Consider the following 18,775-nt stretch of genomic DNA (forward strand, 5'->3'; position numbering starts at 1 on the left):
TGGGCCATTGCCGCTGGCTTGTTCGCGTTGCTGTGGCTGGCCACCTTGGTCTGGGCCCTGCATCTGCGCAGCCAGCCGCAGCGCGCGTTCGCGCCGGTCGACGCCGGGCCGGCGGCGGCGAGCGCGCCGGCCTCGCTGGCGTTGAACATGCCGGCCTTGCGCCAGCTCATCGACACCGGCGATTTCGAACGCATCGCCGGGGTTCTGCGCGGTCTGGCCCGCCCGCCGGCGGCCGACGACGACGAACTGGTCGAGCGCCTGGCCGATCCGGCGCAACGCGAAGCCGTGCAGGCCCTGCGCCGCGCGCGCTGGGGCGGCGGCGACGGCGTGGCTGCGCGCAACCTGCTGCGCGCGGCGTTCGCGACGCCGCCGCAGTGGCGGCAGACGCAGGCGGAAACGGCCTCGGCGTTGCCGCCGTTGTATCCGTCGCGGCAGGGGTAGGAGCCGGTTTGGGGCCGGGGTAGCGGACGTGGGCGGAGCCGTGGATTCGTAGCCTTCGTCGCCGTCCTTTCAGGGCCTCATTCCCGCGAATGCGGGAATCCAGAACCTTCAGCGCCATCCCTCCAGGTCGTCATTCCCGCGAAGGCGGGAATCCAGAGACTTCAGCGCCATCTCACCAGGACGTCATTCCCGCGAAAGCGGGAATCCAGCGACTTCAAACGTTCTCGCCCGAAAGGCACTGGATTCCCGCCTTCGCGGGAATGACGGTAGGTGAGGGCGTCCCGTGCCCCGCTTCCCAAGTCCCAAGTCCCAAGTCCCAAGTCCCAAGTCCCAAGTCCCAAGTCCCAAGTCCCAAGTCCCAAGTCCCAGAACGGCCCGGTCGAACCCCTGGTGTATCCTGCCGAATTGTTTTGGCCAGGCCGGATTCATGAGCGAAACCCTCACTTCGGGCAAGAAACTGCCGCTGCACTGGAAAATGGCGATCGGCTTCGCCGCCGGCCTGATCCTGGGGCTGATCGTCTACGCCGCCGGGATCGGCGGCGCCAGTTGGGCGCAATTGGCCGGCAACGCCTGCCCGGCGCCCGGCGCCGGCGTCGATCTGGGCTGGCAATGCCGCCCGTTGCTGAAGCTGTTCACCGAAATGGTCACCGGCCCGGCCGGCGAGATCTTCCTGCGCCTGATCTTCATGCTGGTGATCCCGCTGCTGTTCTCGGCCCTGGTCATGGGCGTGAGCGAGATGGGCGATATCCGCTCCTTCGGCCGGGTCGGCTGGCGCACGCTCGGGCTGACGGTGGTGATGTCCGGCCTGGCGGTGGTGCTGGGCCTGGTGATGGTCAACATCTTCCAGCCCGGCGCCGGCGTCGATCCGGCCCAGGCCCAGCAGTTGATGAGCGAGAACGCCGAGCGCGCGCAAAGCATCGTCAAGGGCAGCACCGATGCGCCCAAGGGCATCCAGATGCTGGTCTCGATCGTGCCCAGCAACGTCATCCAGGCCGCCGCGGACGACGCGATCCTGGCGGTGATGTTCTTCGCCCTGATGATCGGCGTGGGCATGGTGCTGACCAAGTCCAAGGCCGTGGACACGCTGCGCGACGGCATCCAGGGCTTGTTCGATATCTCCATGACCCTGATCGGCCTGGTGATCAAGCTGGCGCCGTACGCGGTGTTCTGCTTCATGTTCAACCTGGCCTCGGCGTTCGGCTGGGATTTGCTGTTCAAGCTGGCCAAGTACGTGCTGGTGGTGGTGGCGGCGCTGGCGATCCACTTGTTCGTGGTGTATTCGCTGGCGATCAAATTCATCGGCGGGCGTTCGCCGATCGAGTTCTTCAAGGGCGTGCAGGAAGCGATGGTGCTGGCGTTTTCCACCGCCTCCAGCAACGCCACCCTGCCGACCGCGCTGCGCGTGGCCGAGGACGAACTCAAGCTGCCGCGGCGCGTATCGCGCTTCGTGCTGACGGTCGGCGCGACCGCCAATCAGAACGGCACCGCGCTGTTCGAAGGCGTCACGGTGATCTTCCTCGCCCAGTTCTTCGGCGTCGATCTGACCCTGGGCCAGCAGGTCATGGTGATGCTGGTGTGCATCCTCGGCGGCATCGGCACGGCCGGCGTCCCGTCGGGTTCGCTGCCGGTGGTGGCGATGATCTGTGCGATGGTCAAGGTGCCGCCGGAAGGCATCGGCCTGATCCTCGGCGTCAACCATTTCCTCGACATGTGCCGGACCACGCTCAACGTCACCGGCGATATCGCCATCGCCTCGATGGTCTCGCGTGGGGTCGAAGACCCGCCGGCCGAGCAACTGGCCGATTGAGTCCGAAAAGCCCGCCTTCCGGCGGGCTTTTTCGTAGTGACGGCCGCCTCTTGTAGGAGCGGCGTCCCACGGGATTTCCTTCGGTCACGAGCCGCGACCGCGGGGTTGCCCGCTTGCGGCGCGAGCACGAAACCCCGCGGTCGCGGCTCGCGCCGCTCCTACAGGAGGCCGTCGAAGCAGCGTGCCGATCCTGCCGTTTGGCCGCGCCAGCGGGCCGGCGAAGCCTGAATCCGGCGTCCCGGCGCACGCTTCGGGGCGACAGGGCCGGCCCGGGATGGGACAATGGCGGTTCTTCGCCGGTCCGCCCGCTTCGCTCCTGGCCCGGCCTTCCCGCTCCGCCCTCAGCCGCAGACGCCCATGACGACGCCCAGCCGCCGCGAACTCGCCAACGCCATCCGATTCCTCGCCATCGACGCGGTGCAGGCCGCCAACTCCGGTCACCCGGGCATGCCGATGGGCATGGCCGACATCGCCGAGGTGCTGTGGAACGACTACCTCAGCCACAACCCGGCCGATCCGAAGTGGCTCAACCGCGACCGCTTCGTGCTCTCCAACGGCCACGGCTCGATGCTGCAGTACGCGCTGCTGCACTTGTCCGGTTACGACCTGCCGATCGAAGAGCTCAAGCGCTTCCGCCAGCTGCATTCGCGCACCCCGGGCCACCCGGAAAACTTCGAAACCCCCGGCATCGAGACCACCACCGGCCCGCTCGGCCAGGGTTTCGCCAACGCCGTCGGTATGGCGCTGGGCGAGAAGCTGCTGGCGCAGCGCTTCAACCGCGAAGGCCATGCCATCGTCGATCACCGCACCTGGGTGTTCATGGGCGACGGCTGCCTGATGGAAGGCATCTCGCACGAAGCCGCCTCGCTGGCCGGCACCTGGGGCCTGGGCAAGCTGGTCGCGTTCTGGGACGACAACAAGATTTCGATCGACGGCAACACCGACGGCTGGTTCACCGACGACACCCCGGCGCGTTTCGAGGCCTACGGCTGGCGGGTGATCCGCAACGTCGACGGCCACGACGCGGTCGAGATCAAGACCGCCATCGACACCGCGCTCAAGCACGGCGACAAGCCGACCCTGATCTGCTGCCGCACCACCATCGGTTTCGGCTCGCCGGGCAAGGCCGGCAAGGAATCCTCGCACGGCGCGCCGCTGGGCAAGGACGAAATCGCCGCCACCCGCGCCGCGCTGCAATGGCCGTACGCCGAGTTCGAAATTCCGCAGGACATCTACGCCGGCTGGCGCGCGCGCGATCGCGCCGCCGAGCAGGCGAACTGGCAGCAGGGCTTCGACGCCTACGCCGCGCAGTTCCCGGCCGAGTCGGCCGAACTGCTGCGCCGCATCGCCGGCGATCTGCCCAAGGATTTCGTCGCCCAGGCCGATGCCTACGTCGCCAAGCTGCAGGCCGACGGCCAGACCATCGCCTCGCGCAAGGCCTCGCAGATGGCGATCGAAACCTTCGCCCCGCTGCTGCCGGAACTGATCGGCGGATCGGCCGACCTGGCCCATTCCAACCTGACCCTGTGGAAGGGCAGCAAGTCGGTCGCCAGCACCGATCCCAACGCCAACTACGTGTACTACGGCGTGCGCGAGTTCGGCATGACCGCGATCAGCAACGGTCTGCAACTGCACGGCGGCTTCATTCCCTACGACGCCACCTTCCTGGTGTTCAGCGACTACGCGCGCAACGCCGTGCGCATGAGCGCGCTGATGGGCGCGCATGCGATCCACGTCTACACCCACGACTCGATCGGCCTGGGCGAAGACGGCCCGACCCATCAGCCGGTCGAGCATCTGGCCTCGCTGCGCTACATCCCGCACAACGACGTATGGCGCCCGTGCGACGCGGTCGAGTCGGCGGTGTCCTGGAGCGCGGCGATCCAGCGCAAGGACGGTCCGAGCTGCCTGATCTTCTCGCGCCAGAACCTGACCCATCAGCCGCGTTCGGCCGAGCAAGTCGCGCAGATCGCGCGCGGCGGCTACGTGCTGCGCGACAGCGACGGCGCGCCGGAGGTGATTCTGATCGCGACCGGTTCGGAAGTCGGTCTGGCCACCCAGGCCGCCGACGCGCTCAGCGCCGACGGCGTCAAGGTGCGGGTGGTGTCGATGCCCTCGACCGACGTGTTCGACCGTCAGCCGCAGGACTACCGCGACTCGGTGCTGCCCAATGCGGTGCGCAAGCGGGTGGCGATCGAAGCGGGCATCAGTGACTTCTGGCGCAAGTACGTCGGCCTGGACGGCGCGGTGGTCGGCATCGACCGCTTCGGCGCGTCGGCGCCGGCCGAGGCGCTGTTCCCGTATTTCGGCTTCACCGTCGAGCGGGTGGTTGCGGTGGCCAAAGCGCTGAGCTGAGGCCGGGGCGGTTTCGACGCGGCCGCGGGCCGCGTCTGCACCAGCTGAATCGAGTTGTAGCAAACCGAAAACCGAGGCGGAGACGCCTCGGTTTTTTGTTTTCGCGCGATGCAAAATGGCACGTATTTTGTGTCCAGGAACCTCCGGACCCGGCGCCCGCGACATGATCCGGCGGTCGCTGCCGGTGGTGTAGCCCTGGAGCGGTCGTGCATTGGCGCGGACCGCTCCGCATCGCAGGTAGCGCAGTCGTATGCCGCAGCAATCTTTGTCAGAGTCGCAACCGCGCCTGCCCCAACTCGACGCCATGCGCGGCCTGGCGGCCTTGTACGTGGTGATCTTCCACGTCATGGCCATGCCCGAGCCGGATCTGGCCGTGCCCGCCGCGGCGTTGCCGATCGTCGGCATGGGCGGCACCGGCGTGGCGCTGTTCTTCGTGATGAGCGCGTTCTCGCTGTGTCTGACTTGGCCGCGGCATGCCGAAAGCGGAATGCCGCTGGGCAGTTTCTACCTGAGCCGCTTGTTCCGGATCGCGCCGCTGATCCTGGTGCTGTTGAGCGTCATGGTGTTCAAGGACCAGTTCCGCCCGGCGCCGCTGTACAGCTACGTGGAAGCGGCCTGGAACTATTCGCTGCTGTTCGGCCTGTCGGCGCAGTGGCAGCAGGGCATCGTCATGGGCAGTTGGACCATCGGCGTGGAGATGCTGTTCTACGCGCTGTTTCCGCTGATCGCGATGCGCTTGCGCGGGCTGTGGCCGCAACTGGCGTTGCTGGTGCTGAGCTATCTGTTCGCGGCGTGGGCGAAAACCGGTTTGCCGGCGGGGCTGGCGCACTTCGGCGCGCATATCGGCCTGATCAGCCAGATGCCGGTGTTCGCGCTGGGCTGCGTGCTGTTCGAACTGTGGCGGCGCATGCGCGGGCTGCCGCAGCGGCGGGCCAGCGCGATCGGCGTGGCGCTGTTGCTGGCCGGATTGGCGGGATTGGGCGGCTTGTTCTACGGCGTGTTGCCGACGATCCCGCTGCTGTCGGACAACACCTGGTTCCTGGCGGCGCTGTTCTACGGATCGATGCTGCTCGGGTTGCTGCTGGCGAGCAATCGTTTGCTGGTCAACCGCGTCACCTGCTTCCTCGGCGCGATCAGCTACTCCTTGTACCTGGTGCATCCCTTCCTGGTCTCGCGCCTGTACGGCGTGTTCGCCAAGTTCTATGCGGCGCTGCCCGACGGCATCGCTTATCTGGCTTGTCTCACGCTGAGTCTGGCCCTGACCGTGCCGGCGGCGTGGCTGACCTATCGGTTCATCGAAAAGCCCGGCATCCGCCTCGGCCACCGGCTGCTCGCGCGCCTGCGCGCGCGCAAACGCGCCGACGCCGCGAGCGGCGCGGCTTACTGAAGCTGCGCTGCGAGGCTCAGCGCGCTTGGGTTTCGCGCAACCCCAGCGTCACCAGACGCGCTTCCAGGCGCTCGCCGAGCGTGGACGGCTGCTGCAGTCCCATGCGTTGCATGGCTTGGTTGTCGCCGCTTGGCGCAGTCCACAGCGCTCGCCACACCGTGCTCAGCTTCGCCCCGCGCGTGGCGGTGTTCGCCTTCAGCCAGCCCAGCGCCTTGACCAGGCGCTGCTCCACTTCGGTGAAGTCGCTGCCGAGCGGATAGTCCGGCAACACGCCTTCGGCCCGAAACGGCGCCAGTTTCGCGGCCAGCGCTTGCGCGGTGTTGTCCGCGTTCACGCGCGGGGTCGCGCGCGGCAGCTTGCCGCTGTCCATCGCCTGCATCAGCAACGGCACCCGGAACGGGTCGCCGGCGACGGCGGCCATCGCCGCGATGCAGTCTTCGTCGGTCTTGCCGCGCAGATCGGCGATGCCGTACTCGGTGATGTAGATATCGCGCAGATGGCGCGGGATGGTGGTCTGCGCGTAGTTCCAGACCACGTTGGAGCGCACTTGTCCGCCGGATTCGCGGGTGGCGCGCAGCATCAGCACCGAACGCGCCTCGGGCAGGGCATGCGCCATCGCCACGAAGTTGTATTGGCCGCCGACGCCGGACACCACGCGGCCGTCGTCGAGCGTGTCCGACACCGCCGCGCCGAGCGCAGTGGCCATCATGCAGCTGTTGAAGAACCGCGCATCGCGCCGTTGCAGCCGCTCCAGGGTTTCGTTGCCGCCGTAGAGCTCGTTGACCTCGCTGATCCGGCGCATGCTGATGCCGCGTTGCTGCTCTGCGGGCATGCGCCGCAACCAATCGTAGAAATCCGGCGAACCCAGGTAGAAGCCGCCTTGCAGGAATTCGCCTTCGCGCTCCAGGCGCTGGTGGTCGTCGGCGCTGGCGTTGCCGTCGTGCAGGCGGCGCATCAGCTCCAGATCGTCGACGACCTTGCGCTTGATCACGCCGACTTCCACCAGGCGGCGGAAGCCTTCGTTGATCATTTCCGAACAGCCAAAAAGCCCAAGCTCAAATGACCCGAGCGGCGCAACTGGCGCCTTCGCGTTACTACCGCGCCGTAGGTCATCGTTGCCCGAAACCGCGCCATCGGGCGCCGGAACCGCCACGCCCAAGGCCCGAATCACCCGCAAATACGCCGCGTTGTCGGTATGCCGCAACACCAGCGCATGACACAAGGCATCGGCCAAGGTGCCGATACCGATCTGCAAAGTACCGCCATCGCGCACCAGCGTGCTGGCATAAAACCCGATCGCATAATCCGCATCGCTGACCGGTTGCCGCGGCAGTCCGAACAGTTTCGGATGCGGCCCCGGCGGCGCGACGATGGCGTCGAAGAAACCGGGCTCGACCGTGGCGCTGCCGCCCAGCCACGGCAGTTGCGGGTCGATTTCGGCGATCAGCAGCGGCCGCGGCAGACCGCGCGCGACGATCGCGTCGATCGCATCGAAAGTCAGATCGGTATTGCACGACAACGACAGGCGCGAGCCGCCGGCCGGGTCGGCGGCGACCTTCTGCACCACCGCGTTGACGCCGCGGTCGGCCAGCGCGCGCGCCACGTGGGTGTAGTTGAGGCTGGCGTAACGGCGCTGCGCCGCCGCGGCATTGAGCAGCGCGCCCGATTGCAGGTAGAACTCTTCGATCTCGATGTGCGCGGGCAGGGCGTTGCGCTTGAGCGCTTGCACATAGCGCAAGCGCGGGAAGTCGTCGCCGAAATGGCGCTGCGCGAACGGCCCGATGAAGCGGCCTTCCAGTCCCTTGCCCGCGCCGGGCGGGTCCAGCGACAGCGCGGTGTACAAGTGCAGCGGCCGCGCGCTCTCGCGTTCGGCGCGCTCGTACAGCGCGTTGAGCAGGCGGTGCGGCTTGCCCAGGCCCAACGGCGCGCCGACGTGCAGGGCGCCGTCCAGGCGCTGATAGAGGAAATCGACGGCGTCGGCCAGGGATTCGAAGCGGGCGGGTTCGTTCATGCGACCAGTATCGCAATCCGGGCATATCGTTGCTTGCAATTTACGTTTACAGGTGTAATCTCAATAAAAATTACGGATGTAAACGATGCAGATCAGCGAAGCCGAATCGGCGGTGATGGACGTGCTGTGGCAGCGCCAGCCGCTGAGCGCAGAAGAGGTGGTCGCCGCGCTGGCCGACAGCCGCTCCTGGCAGGAAGCGACGGTCAAGACCTTGCTCAACCGCTTGTTGAACAAAGGCGCCATTCGCGCCGAAAAAGACGGCCGGCGCTATTTGTACGCGCCTGTGCTCAGACGCGAAGACTGGGTGCTGGATGAAAGCCAAGGCTTGTTGGAGCGTTTGTTCGGCGGGCGCGTGGCGCCGTTGGTCGCGCACTTCAGCGAACAGCGAAAGCTCAGCCGCAAGGACATTGCCGAACTGCGCAAACTCTTGGAGGAGATCGACGATGAATCACGTTGAGCTGATCGGTCTGCTGGCGGAAACCAGCGCGGCGATGAGCGCCGCGACCGTGCTGGTGCTGCTGCTGCGCGGGCCATTGCTGCGCTGGTTCGGCGCGGGACTGGCCTACGCTTCGTGGTGGCTGGTGCCGTTGACGACGTTGGCGGTGTTGCTCCCGGCCGCGCCGCGTCCGCTGGTGCCGGGCAACTGGATCGTGGTTGCCGGTGGAGCGGTGCCGACGACCGCGCCGGTTCCCCATTCGCCCAACGCCGACCCGTGGCTGGCGCTGAGCGTGCTGTGGTTGATCGGCGCGGTGGCGATGACCTTGCTGACGGTATGGCGCCAGCGCCGTTTTCAACGCGGCCTGGGACCGTTGCGGCCGCGCGGGGACGGCACGCATCAGGCCGGCGCGCAAGCTGGATTGCCCGCCGCGTTCGGACTGCTGCGGCCGAAGATCGTGGTGCCGGACGATTTCGAACAACGCTACGACGCCGAACAACAGGCGCTGATCCGCGCCCACGAAGCGACGCATATCGCGCGCGGCGACCTTGGCTTCAACGCATTGGCGATGGCCTTGCGCTGCCTGTATTGGTTCAACCCCTTGCTGCACTACGCCGCCGCGCGCTTCCGTCACGATCAGGAACTGTCCTGCGATGCGCGCGTCATCGCGCGCCATCCGCAAGCGCGCCGCGCTTACGCGCAAGCCATGTTCACGACCCAGCTCGCGGCGCAGGTCACGCCGTTGGGCTGCCACTGGGGCTCCACCCATCCGTTACGGGAGAGAATCGAAATGCTCAAACGCGAAACCCACACCAGGCCGCGGCGCGTCGCCGGCGCGCTATTGATCCTCGCGCTGGGCGGCCTGGCCGGCGCCGCGGCCTGGGCCGCGCAACCGTCGCTGTCGCCGCGAGAACGGCAGATCACCCTAGACACCACGCTGACCATGTCGAAGTGGACGTCGAGGATGATCGCGATGAATGCTGCGGAAAAAGCCGGCCTGCAAATCGTCAATCCGCAAGCGCTGGACGACCGCAAGAACACGACGATGAAATTCGACCGGGTTCCGGTCGCCACGATAATGGAACTGGCGGGCATGGAAAGCGGCACCGAGCCGCGCTTCGATGTCGATCGGGTGACTTTCGTGCCCAGCGCCAACCCGCGCATCTTCGCGGGGAACCGCTACGTCGGGCCCGATGGCTCGCTGCTGCCGGTGCCGCCCGCGGACGCAACTTCGATTCCGGCGCCGGCGCGTTAATCGCGTCGCGTTCAGCGCGCATCGCCCTGCGTGGGCGGCAAGAGGCTTGCGATCCGAGCAACCGGCGGCTGAAAGCGGCAACGGCCGCGGCGAAGCCGATCGGCGTGTCGGCGCGAACGATACCGGGTCCGCGGCCCGGTATCCGTTCTCGCCTCATGCCAGGCTGTGCACCTCGTCGGCGATGCGCCGCACTTCCTCGGGGTAGTGGCTGACGTAGATCATTGGCAGCGCGGTTTCGTCGCGCACCCGCTGCAGATACGGCAGCAGTTCCTCGCGACGGTTCATGTCGAGCATCGACAGCGGTTCGTCGAGCAGCAGAATCCGCGGCTGCGAGAGCAGGGCGCGGCCGAGCGCGACGCGCTGCATCTCGCCGCCGGACAAAGACGCGGTGCCGCGTGCCAGCAGCGGGGCGATGCCGAGCAGTTCGACGATGGCGTCGAGTTGGAACCGGGTTTCGCGCGCGGCCTCGCCGCGCAGGCCGTACAACAGATTGCCGCGCACGTTCAGATGCGGAAACAGGCGCGCGTCCTGAAACACGTAACCGATCCGGCGCCGGTGCGCGGGCAGGTCCACGCGCGCGGCGCTGTCGAACAGGCGCCGGCCGGCGATCTCGATGTGGCCGCGATCGGGCCGCAGCAGTCCGGCGATGGCGTGCAACAAGGAGGTCTTGCCGGCGCCGGAATCGCCGACCACGGCGATCACCCGCTGATGGCCGCGGATCGAGAAGCTGCGGCGGAAACCGCCGCGGCGCAGTTCGATATCGATGTCGAAGCTGGGCGTCGCGTCGTCGGCTGTCGATTCGCTCGACGCCGATGCGTCCGTCGCTTGAGGACCGGTCGCCGCGCTCATCGCTGTGCGCTCGCGCGCTGGCGCTGCACCAGCCATTCGGACACCAACACCGCGGCGAAGGAAATCGCCACCGCGACCAGGGCCAGGCGCAGCACGCCCGATTCGGCGCCGGGGGTCTGCATCAATCCCCAGATCGCCGAAGACAGGGTCTGGGTTTCGCCGGGGATATTGGAGACGAAGGTGATCGTCGCGCCGAACTCGCCCAGGGCCTTGGCGAAGCACAATACCGCGCCGGCCATCAGCCCCGGCCAGGCCAGCGGCAAGGTCACTCCGAAGAACACCCGCCACGGGTTGGCGCCCAGGGTCGAGGCGGCCTGTTCCAGACGCCGGTCGACGCTTTCGATCGACAGGCGGATCGCCCGCACCATCAACGGAAATCCCATGATCGCGCTGGCCAGGGCCGCGCCGGTCCAGCGGAACGCGATGCTGATGTGCAGATACTCCGACAGCAAGCGGCCGATCGGCCCTTGCGAGCCGAACGCGAGCAGCAATGCGTAACCGGTGACCACCGGCGGCAACACCAGCGGCAGGTACATCAAGGTGTCGAGCAGCAGCTTGCCGGGAAAACGCACCCGCGCCAGCAGCCAACCCATCGCCACGCCGAACGGCAGGCTGCACAGCGTGGCCACGCCGGCGACCTTCAGGCTGAGCGCGATCGCGGTGAGTTCGGCGGGACTGAAATCGGGCATCGGCGAAGCGTGCGCGGCCGGCCGTCAGGGCAGCGGGGCGAAGCCGCGGCGGCGGAAGATCGCGGCGGCGTCCTTGCCGTGCAGCCACTGCGCGAATCCGGCCGCGCCGGTGTGCTTGGCCGAGGCGATGACCGCGACCGGGTAGACGATGGCCGGATGGCTGTCGGCCGGGAACGTCGCCAGCACGCGCACGTTCGGCTCGGCCTTGGCGTCGCTGCCGTAGACCACGCCCAACGGTGCTTCGCCGCGCGCGACCAGCATCAGCGCGGCGCGCACGTTCTCGGCTTCGGCGACCTTGGGCTGCAACTGATCCCACACGCCCAACGAGGTGAAGGCCGCGCGCGCGTATTTGCCGGCCGGCACGCTCGCGGTCAGGGCCAGCGCCATGCGGCCTTCGCCGAGCAGCGGCAGCAGCTTCACTCCGGGCTTGAGCGCGACCGGCTTGGCGGCGCTGGTCTTGGGCGCGATCAGCACCAGGGTGTTGCCGAGCAGGTTGCGGCGGCTGGATGGCGCGATCAGCTTGCGCTCTTGCAGGTAGTCCATCCAATCCAGGTCGGCGGACAGGAACACGTCGGCCGGCGCGCCTTGTTCGATCTGGCGGGCGAGCGCGGAGCTGGCGGCGTAGGAGACCCGCACCGTTTGCCCGGTGGCTTTCTGGTAAGCCGCGGCGGCTTCGTCCAGCGATTCCTTGAGGCTGGCGGCGGCGAATACGGTGAGCGGTTCGGCGGGCGTCTGCGCGGGCGCGGCGAGCGCGGTGCAGGCGAGGGCGAAGGCGCACAGGACGCCAACGATGCGGCGGCGGATCGGATTCATGGGGGCGGACCGATTGAGTTGGTGCGAGGGTAACGCGAAGCGGTGATCGACAGCGTAGCGGCGTGGGAACCTGGAGCTTCCGCGCCGGCGTTCTGATTCCCGCGTTAGAGCGCGTCCACCACCCGAATCGACTCAACCTGCCGCACCCAGCGCGCCGGCCGCGCTTCGCCCGGGGCGATCAGGCGCCACGGGCCGTCGTCGGCGGCAAGCGCGGCGCCGTCGCAACGACGGGTCAGCAGCACCTGGCGATTGCCCAGGCTGGGATCGAGCTCGGCCAGCGAGAACGCCGCGCGATAGCCATCGCGCGCGCTTACCACCACCACTCGCGCCAACTGCGCGCCGCGCAGCGGCTCGGCCGGCATCGCCCCGCTGGCGCGCAGCAACTCGTGCAGCGCCACGCCTTCGCAGCTGAGCTTGCGGCCGTGGGCTTCGCCTTGGGCGGTCAGTTGCGGCAGGCGGGCGATGACGGACTCATCGAGTTTCACCTCGACCGGCCCCGTCGGTGCCGCGGGCTTGGCCGCGTCGTGCTTATGCGGCGTTTCGGCATGGGCGAAGGCGACCGAGGCGAAGGCCAGGGCCAGGGCGAGCGACACTCGCGAGCGGATCGTGCGACGGTGGTCCATGGCGGTGCTCCTGAAGAATCGAGCGGACGTTCCGGGCTGTGCGCGTCGGCCGCGCTATCCGCGGATCAGCGCCCCGGCGCCAACGCCGCGTTGAGCACCTGCGCCAGATGTTCGCCGCCCAGCCGCAACTGGGTTTCGGCGAGCGGGCGCCAGGTCTGCACGTAGCTCGGGTCCAGCTTGTGGGTGGGCGGGTAGAAACCCGGTTGCAGCACCAGTTTGCACGAGTCTTCGGCCCAGCCGGCCGCATCGGCGGGCAGGCCGGCGCCGCGCACCTGCGGCACCGCGATTTTGCGCAGCCGGGTCAGGTAGGCCGCATCGTTGAGCTTGCTCATGCTGAGCATGCTGCTGTCCCACAACGAATGCAGGTTGCTGCCGTAGCCGTCGGGGCGTTCGGGCTGACCGGGAATGGCCAGCTGGAAATCGTTGCCGCCCTTGTCGTGGGCGTAGCCGGCGTGCAGCGGTTGGTGCACGTCGCCGACGAAGTGGACGACGAACTTCAGCGCCTGCAGGCGTTCGGCGCGCGGGCGGCCGCGGTCGGCGAGGATCGCGCTCTGCGCGGCGATCGCGGCGACCGCGCAGTCGCCGTTGCGGCAATCGCGGGCGGCGTCGTAATGGCAATCGTCTTCGGCCAGATTGACGTAGTGCCACTTGGCGCTGCGCTTGCCCAGGTCGGGGTCGTTGGCGCGCAACTCATCGGCCCAGTTGGCGATGCCGGGCAGGGTCGGATCGGGTTCGCCGGCCAGCAGCGCGGTCGCCTCGGCGCGCGCGGCCGGGGTCAGGCCTTCCCAGCCCAGTGCGGCGACCAGGCGGTGGCCTTGCGGGCCCCAGGCCAGCGCCGGCAGCGGCAGGCACAGCAGGGCGAGGGCGGCGCCGAGCAGGCGGCGGGCGGGAGCGTTGGCAGTGTGGGTGGCGGTCATGGCGCGCACTGTACCGGAGCGTGCGGCCGGCGCCGCTGTCCGAAGCTGGCGGCGCGGGCCTGGACGAGCCCGAGCCCGCGACAAACGCGAAGGCCGCGCCCGGTTAGCGGGCGCGGCCCTTGGGTTACGGCATCGCCACCGCGCGACTTAGAACTTCATCACGTAGGCCAGGCCGTAGACGGTCGGATCGATCTGCGCCTTGCCGACCTTGGTGCCGTTGACTTTGACCTCGGAGCTGATGTCGATCCAGCGCGCGTCCACCCGGATCGAGCTGCGCTCGTTGACGATGAAATCCACGCCCAGGTGCGCGGCCACGCCGACCGAGTCTTCCAGCTTGAGCTTGGCCCCGCGCAGCGCGCCGGTGGTCTTTTCGCTGAAGAAGGTCGTGTAGTTGACGCCGACGCCCACGAACGGCGAGACCGTGCCCTGGCTGTTCCAGTGGTATTGCAGCGAGAAGGTCGGCGGCAGGTGCTTGGTGGTGGCGACCTTGCCCAGCCCCTTGATATCGATGTCGTGCTTGAACGGCGTGGCCGCCAGCACCTCGATGCCGAGGTTCTCGCGCAGGAAATACTCGAAGGTGAAGGTCGGCTGGACGTTGTCGCCGATCTCCAGCTGAGCGGTGCCGCTCAGGACGCTGCCGTTGTTCGATTTGGGCTGGACCTGATGCGCGCCGATGCCGACGGTGTAGGTGCCGGCCTGTTGCGCCAGCACCGGTTGGGCCGCGCAGGCCAGAGCCGCGGCGAGAGCGCCGCCGATCAGACGATAGTTCATTCCTTGAGTCCCCTGTGGTCGATGAGTGCCGGGAATCGTTGTTTGCTGAACAGGCGAGTCGCCTGTGCGGGCACTCTAAATACGCCGCAGAACGGTAAACCTTGATTTCCGTCGCAGTCCCGGGTGGGGCATGTGTGGTTCTGCGACTCCGGTCGGGTAACGGTGTCGGACTGCGGCGCCGGCCACGGCCTTGCTAGAATGGCGGTTTCCCCACTTCCCACCGCCCCGGCGGCCGCAGGAGTTACCTCTAATGACGATCAAGGTAGGCATCAACGGCTTCGGCCGCATCGGACGCAACGTCCTGCGCGCGGCCGTGCAGAACTTCGGCAGCGAAATCGAAATCGTCGCCATCAACGATCTGCTCGAGCCCGACTACCTGGCCTATATGCTGCAGTACGACTCGGTCCACGGCCGTTTCAAGGGCGAGGTCAAGGTCGAAGGCAACACCCTGATCGTCAACGGCAACAAGATCCGCCTGACCCAGGAACGCGATCCGGCCAACCTCAAGTGGGACGAAGTCGGCGCCGAAGTCGTCATCGAATCCACCGGCCTGTTCCTGGACAAGGTCACCGCGCAAAAGCATCTGGACGCGGGCGCCAAGAAGGTGGTGCTGTCGGCGCCGTCGAAGGACGACACGCCGATGTTCGTCTACGGCGTCAACGACAAGACCTACAAGGGCGAGGCGATCGTCTCCAACGCTTCGTGCACCACCAACTGCCTGGCGCCGCTGGCCAAGGTGCTCAACGACAAGTGGGGCATCAAGCGCGGCCTGATGACCACCGTGCACGCCGCCACCGCGACCCAGAAGACCGTCGACGGCCCGAGCAACAAGGATTGGCGCGGCGGCCGCGGCATTCTGGAAAACATCATTCCGTCGAGCACCGGCGCGGCCAAGGCGGTCGGCGTGGTGATCCCGGAACTCAACAAGAAGCTCACCGGCATGTCGTTCCGGGTGCCGACCTCGGACGTGTCGGTGGTCGATCTGACCGTCGAGCTCAACAAGGACGCCACCTACGCCGAGATCTGCGCGGAGATGAAGGCGCAGTCGGAAGGCGCGCTCAAGGGCGTGCTGGGCTACACCGAAGACAAGGTGGTGGCGACCGATTTCCGCGGCGATGCGCGTACTTCGATCTTCGATGCCGAAGCCGGCATCGCGCTGGACGGCACCTTCGTCAAGCTGGTTAGCTGGTACGACAACGAGTGGGGCTATTCCAACAAGTGTCTGGAAATGGTCAAGGTGGTTGCGGGTAAGTAAGCCGCGATCCTGTGGTTGATAGGGCGGCGTGCCGGGTGGGGCGTCGTTCGATGAAAAGCCCCGCGGTTGCGGGGCTTTTTGTTTGTGGGGCGGGGTGGTTGAGGCAAAGAGCAAATCCCCCCTAGCCCCCCTTTTTCAAAGGGGGGAACGGTTGCGCGGCGGTAGTGGGGAGGGCGTCGCGGCCGTGAAATTCGCCCCCTTTGCAAAAGGGGGCTGCGCGCTGCGAATGCTCGATGTCTATACTTGCCGGCTCGCGCGGGGGATTTGCTTCGGGGCTTAACGCTGCAAGAGCTTAAGAGCAAATCCCCCCTAGCCCCCCTTTTTCAAAGGGGGGAACGGTTGCGCGGCGGTAGTGGGGAGCGACGCGGCCGTGAAATTCGCCCCCTTTGCAAAAGGGGGCTGCGCGCTGCGAATATCCGATGTCTGTACTTGCGGGCTCGCGCGGGGGATTTGCTTCGGGGCTTAACGTTGCAAGAGCTTAAGAGCAAATCCCCCTAGCCCCCCTTTTTCAAAGGGGGGAACGGTTGCGCGGCGGTAGTGGGGAACGACGCGGCTGTGGAATTCGCCCCCTTTGCAAAAGGGGGCTGCGCGCCGCGAACGTCCGATGCCTGTACTTGCCGGCTCGCGCGGGGGATTTGCTCCAGGCCTTACGCCGCTTCCGTCACAGACTCGCGCAACCCACGCGCCGCCTGCACCATCGCCTGCAACGCCGCACGCACTTCCGGCCAGCCGCGAGTCTTCAAGCCGCAATCGGGATTGACCCACACCTGCGCCGGCTCCAGCACCTGCAAGGCCTTGTCCAACAGCTCGCTCATCTCCGCCTCGCTCGGCACGCGCGGGGAGTGAATGTCGTACACCCCCGGCCCGATGCCGTTGGGATAGCGATAACGCGCGAACGCATCCAGCAGCTCCATGCGCGAACGCGAGGTCTCGATCGAGATCACGTCGGCATCGAGCGCGGCGACCGCGTCGATGATGTCGTTGAACTCGGCGTAACACATGTGAGTATGGATCTGGGTCGCGTCCTTCACCCCGCTGGCGGCCAGACGGAAGGATTCGCCGGCCCAGGCCAGATACGCCGGCCAGTCGGCGCGGCGCAGCGGCAGGCCTTCGCGCAGCGCCGGTTCGTCGATCTGGATCACCGCGATGTCGGCCGCTTCCAGATCCAGCACTTCCTCGCGCAAAGCCAAAGCGATCTGCCGGCAGCTGTCGGCGCGCGGCTGGTCGTCGCGCACGAACGACCACTGCAGGATCGTCACCGGACCGGTCAGCATGCCTTTGACCGGACGCTGGGTCTGCGACTGCGCGTAACGCGTCCAGTCCACCGTCATCGCCCGCGGCCGCGACACGTCGCCGAACAACACCGGCGGCTTCACGCAACGCGAGCCGTAGCTTTGCACCCAACCGTGGGCGGTGAAGGCGAAGCCGTCGAGTTGCTCGCCGAAGTATTCGACCATGTCGTTGCGCTCGAACTCGCCGTGCACCAACACATCGATGCCCAGCGCTTCCTGCTCGCGCAGGCACTGCACGGTTTCGTTCTCAAGGAACGCCTGATAGGCCTGGTCGTCGATCTTGCCGGCCTTGTGGTCGGCGCGCGCGCGCCGCACCTGCGCGGTCTGCGGGAACGAGCCGATGGTGGTGGTCGGGAACAACGGCAGATTCAGCCGCTCTTGCTGCACCCGCGCGCGTTGCGGGTACGGCGATGCGCGGTCGGCCATCGACGGCTCGATCGCGGCCAGGCGCTTGCGTACCTGCGCGTTGCGCAGCAGCGGCGAGGCCAGGCGCGCGGCGCGGGCGCTGGCGGCCGCGGCCAAGTCGCTTTCGGCGCGCGCGTCGCCGCCCAGGGCGTCGGCGAGCAGGCGCAGTTCCTCGATCTTCTGTTTGGCGTAGGCCATCCAGTGCTTCAGCGGCGTGGGCAGTTTGCGTTCCAGGTCCAGGTCGGTCGGCACGTGCAGCAGCGAGCACGACGGCGCCAGCCACTGCGCCCGTGCGCCGGCGCGGCGCGCCAAACTCAGCGCGGCGTCGAGATCGGCGCGCCAGATGTTGCGGCCGTCGACCACGCCCAGGCTCAACGCGCGGTCTTCCGGCAACAGCGGCAGCACGCTTTCCAACTGCTGCGGCGCGCGCACCAGATCCAGATGCAGGCCTTCCACCGGCAACTGCGCGACCAGACCGGCGTTGTCGCCGAGCGCGCCGAAGTAGGTGGTCAGCAAGCGCCGCGGCGCATCGACTTCGGCCAGCGCGGCATAGGCGCGGCGGAACGCGGCGCGGTCGGCGTCGTCCAGATCCAGCACCAGGGTCGGCTCGTCGATCTGCACCCACTGCGCACCGGCGGCCTTGAGCTTGGCCAGCAGTTCGGCGTAAGCGGGCAGCAGGTTGTCGAGCAGCTCGCGCGGATCGCCGCCGTCGTTGCGTTTGCCCAGCTTGAGCAGCGACACCGGGCCCAACAGCACCGGCCGCGCCGCGATGCCGAGCGCGCGCGCCTGGGCCAGTTCCGCCAGCGGCTTGTCGCCGCTGAGGGCGAAGCGCTGCTTGGCCTCGAACTGCGGCACCAGGTAGTGGTAGTTGGTGTCGAACCACTTGGTCATTTCCAGCGCGCGCAGATCGCGGCGCCCGTCCTGCAGGCCGCGGGCGAGGGCGAAGTAACCGCTGAGCGGGTCTTCCTCGAACGCGGCGCGGTGCGAGGCGGGCACGGCGTCGAACAGCACGGCGCTGTCGAGGACGTGGTCGTAGAGCGAGAAGTCGTTGACCGGCACCAGGTCGGCGCCGGCTTCGCGGGCGAGCCGCCAATGGCGTTCGCGCAGCGATGCGGCAGTGGCTTGCAGCGATTGCGCGTCGCTGTCGCCTTTCCAGAACGATTCCAGGGCTTGTTTCAACTCGCGCCGTGCGCCGATGCGCGGGAAGCCGAGAGGGGTGACGCTGATCATGATGAGTACCTGCGATGCGTGGGCATGAGCAGGGCAACGAAGGAAACCACGGCCGCGCCCGCCCGCGCGCACGAGCGCCGGACTGTTCGCGAACCTTGGCTTCGACCTTCGCCCCCGCGGGCGAACCGGTCCGAATGGCGGGGACGACGTGCGCGCACGCCGCCCGGCGCCGCGCGGGCCGGAGTCGGGCGGAAGGCGGACCTTCCGGTCGCGGCAGGTCTTCGGGCTCGGGACTTTGA

General features: G+C 67.7%; 15 protein-coding genes. 7 read left to right on the top strand and 8 right to left on the bottom strand.

Annotation, left to right across the window (positions count from 1 at the left end; translation table 11 throughout):
• The 4 genes from V7787_RS48080 to V7787_RS48095 all read left to right on the top strand — a co-directional run.
• Window positions 1–441, top strand: a 441-nt coding sequence (locus V7787_RS48080) for a hypothetical protein (protein WP_336094763.1), incomplete at its 5' end; no start/stop codon positions are given.
• Window positions 442–868: 427 nt separating this feature from the next.
• A complete protein-coding gene (locus V7787_RS48085) occupies window positions 869–2,248 on the top strand; it encodes a dicarboxylate/amino acid:cation symporter (protein ID WP_336094764.1) in 1,380 nt (459 codons plus the stop codon).
• Window positions 2,249–2,605: 357 nt separating this feature from the next.
• Window positions 2,606–4,603, top strand: coding sequence for a transketolase (gene tkt / locus V7787_RS48090; protein ID WP_336094765.1), 1,998 nt, complete (start codon window positions 2,606–2,608; stop codon window positions 4,601–4,603).
• A 250-nt stretch (window positions 4,604–4,853) separates the two neighbouring features.
• Window positions 4,854–5,990 (top strand): acyltransferase family protein, encoded by a 1,137-nt coding sequence (locus V7787_RS48095; protein WP_336094766.1) that lies wholly within the window; start codon window positions 4,854–4,856, stop codon window positions 5,988–5,990.
• Window positions 5,991–6,006: 16 nt separating this feature from the next.
• On the opposite strand, the gene V7787_RS48100 is transcribed toward V7787_RS48095, so the two are convergent.
• Window positions 6,007–8,001 (bottom strand): acetyl-CoA hydrolase/transferase C-terminal domain-containing protein, encoded by a 1,995-nt coding sequence (locus tag V7787_RS48100; protein WP_336094767.1) that lies wholly within the window; start codon window positions 7,999–8,001, stop codon window positions 6,007–6,009.
• An 85-nt stretch (window positions 8,002–8,086) separates the two neighbouring features.
• Here V7787_RS48100 and V7787_RS48105 point away from each other — a divergent pair, with 85 nt between their 5' ends.
• A complete protein-coding gene (locus tag V7787_RS48105) occupies window positions 8,087–8,458 on the top strand; it encodes a BlaI/MecI/CopY family transcriptional regulator (protein WP_336094768.1) in 372 nt (123 codons plus the stop codon).
• Entirely contained in the window at window positions 8,445–9,692 is a 1,248-nt protein-coding gene (locus tag V7787_RS48110; RefSeq protein ID WP_336094769.1) for a M56 family metallopeptidase, read from the top strand. The genes V7787_RS48105 and V7787_RS48110 overlap by 14 nt, the downstream gene beginning before the upstream one ends.
• 153 nt (window positions 9,693–9,845) lie before the next feature.
• Here the strand turns inward: V7787_RS48110 and V7787_RS48115 are convergent, their stop codons facing one another.
• From V7787_RS48115 to V7787_RS48140, 6 genes are all read right to left on the bottom strand, one after another.
• Entirely contained in the window at window positions 9,846–10,541 is a 696-nt protein-coding gene (locus V7787_RS48115) for a molybdenum ABC transporter ATP-binding protein (protein ID WP_336094770.1), read from the bottom strand.
• A complete protein-coding gene (modB, locus tag V7787_RS48120; protein WP_336094771.1) occupies window positions 10,538–11,230 on the bottom strand; it encodes a molybdate ABC transporter permease subunit in 693 nt (230 codons plus the stop codon). Before modB ends, V7787_RS48115 begins: the two co-directional genes overlap by 4 nt.
• A 24-nt stretch (window positions 11,231–11,254) precedes the next feature.
• Complete coding sequence (modA, locus tag V7787_RS48125) at window positions 11,255–12,043, bottom strand: molybdate ABC transporter substrate-binding protein (protein WP_336094772.1); 789 nt, start codon at window positions 12,041–12,043, stop codon at window positions 11,255–11,257.
• Between the two features lie 104 nt (window positions 12,044–12,147).
• A complete protein-coding gene (locus tag V7787_RS48130) occupies window positions 12,148–12,666 on the bottom strand; it encodes a hypothetical protein (RefSeq protein WP_336094773.1) in 519 nt (172 codons plus the stop codon).
• A 65-nt stretch (window positions 12,667–12,731) separates the two neighbouring features.
• Window positions 12,732–13,583 (bottom strand): S1/P1 nuclease, encoded by an 852-nt coding sequence (locus tag V7787_RS48135; protein WP_336094774.1) that lies wholly within the window; start codon window positions 13,581–13,583, stop codon window positions 12,732–12,734.
• A gap of 147 nt (window positions 13,584–13,730) precedes the next feature.
• Window positions 13,731–14,354, bottom strand: a complete 624-nt coding sequence (locus V7787_RS48140) for an OmpW/AlkL family protein (RefSeq protein WP_336094775.1) — start codon at window positions 14,352–14,354, stop codon at window positions 13,731–13,733.
• Between the two features lie 250 nt (window positions 14,355–14,604).
• Between V7787_RS48140 and gap the strand changes: the two genes are divergently transcribed.
• Window positions 14,605–15,609, top strand: coding sequence for a type I glyceraldehyde-3-phosphate dehydrogenase (gene gap, locus V7787_RS48145; protein WP_336094776.1), 1,005 nt, complete (start codon window positions 14,605–14,607; stop codon window positions 15,607–15,609).
• Between the two features lie 647 nt (window positions 15,610–16,256).
• On the opposite strand, the gene metE is transcribed toward gap, so the two are convergent.
• The gene (gene metE, locus V7787_RS48150) at window positions 16,257–18,536 is read right to left on the bottom strand and encodes a 5-methyltetrahydropteroyltriglutamate--homocysteine S-methyltransferase (RefSeq protein WP_336094777.1); all 2,280 of its coding nucleotides are present in this window, start codon (window positions 18,534–18,536) and stop codon (window positions 16,257–16,259) included.
• Window positions 18,537–18,775 lie beyond the last annotated feature (239 nt).

This window comes from Pseudomonas sp. CGJS7 (genome assembly GCF_036961695.1).

Coding starts and splice junctions, on each gene's coding strand:
- V7787_RS48085 (WP_336094764.1), top strand. CDS start 869: ATGAGCGAAACCCTCACTTCGGGCAAGAAACTGCCGCTGCACTGGAAA.
- tkt (WP_336094765.1), top strand. CDS start 2,606: ATGACGACGCCCAGCCGCCGCGAACTCGCCAACGCCATCCGATTCCTC.
- V7787_RS48095 (WP_336094766.1), top strand. CDS start 4,854: ATGCCGCAGCAATCTTTGTCAGAGTCGCAACCGCGCCTGCCCCAACTC.
- V7787_RS48100 (WP_336094767.1), bottom strand. CDS start 8,001: ATGAACGAACCCGCCCGCTTCGAATCCCTGGCCGACGCCGTCGATTTC.
- V7787_RS48105 (WP_336094768.1), top strand. CDS start 8,087: ATGCAGATCAGCGAAGCCGAATCGGCGGTGATGGACGTGCTGTGGCAG.
- V7787_RS48110 (WP_336094769.1), top strand. CDS start 8,445: ATGAATCACGTTGAGCTGATCGGTCTGCTGGCGGAAACCAGCGCGGCG.
- V7787_RS48115 (WP_336094770.1), bottom strand. CDS start 10,541: ATGAGCGCGGCGACCGGTCCTCAAGCGACGGACGCATCGGCGTCGAGC.
- modB (WP_336094771.1), bottom strand. CDS start 11,230: ATGCCCGATTTCAGTCCCGCCGAACTCACCGCGATCGCGCTCAGCCTG.
- modA (WP_336094772.1), bottom strand. CDS start 12,043: ATGAATCCGATCCGCCGCCGCATCGTTGGCGTCCTGTGCGCCTTCGCC.
- V7787_RS48130 (WP_336094773.1), bottom strand. CDS start 12,666: ATGGACCACCGTCGCACGATCCGCTCGCGAGTGTCGCTCGCCCTGGCC.
- V7787_RS48135 (WP_336094774.1), bottom strand. CDS start 13,583: ATGACCGCCACCCACACTGCCAACGCTCCCGCCCGCCGCCTGCTCGGC.
- V7787_RS48140 (WP_336094775.1), bottom strand. CDS start 14,354: ATGAACTATCGTCTGATCGGCGGCGCTCTCGCCGCGGCTCTGGCCTGC.
- gap (WP_336094776.1), top strand. CDS start 14,605: ATGACGATCAAGGTAGGCATCAACGGCTTCGGCCGCATCGGACGCAAC.
- metE (WP_336094777.1), bottom strand. CDS start 18,536: ATGATCAGCGTCACCCCTCTCGGCTTCCCGCGCATCGGCGCACGGCGC.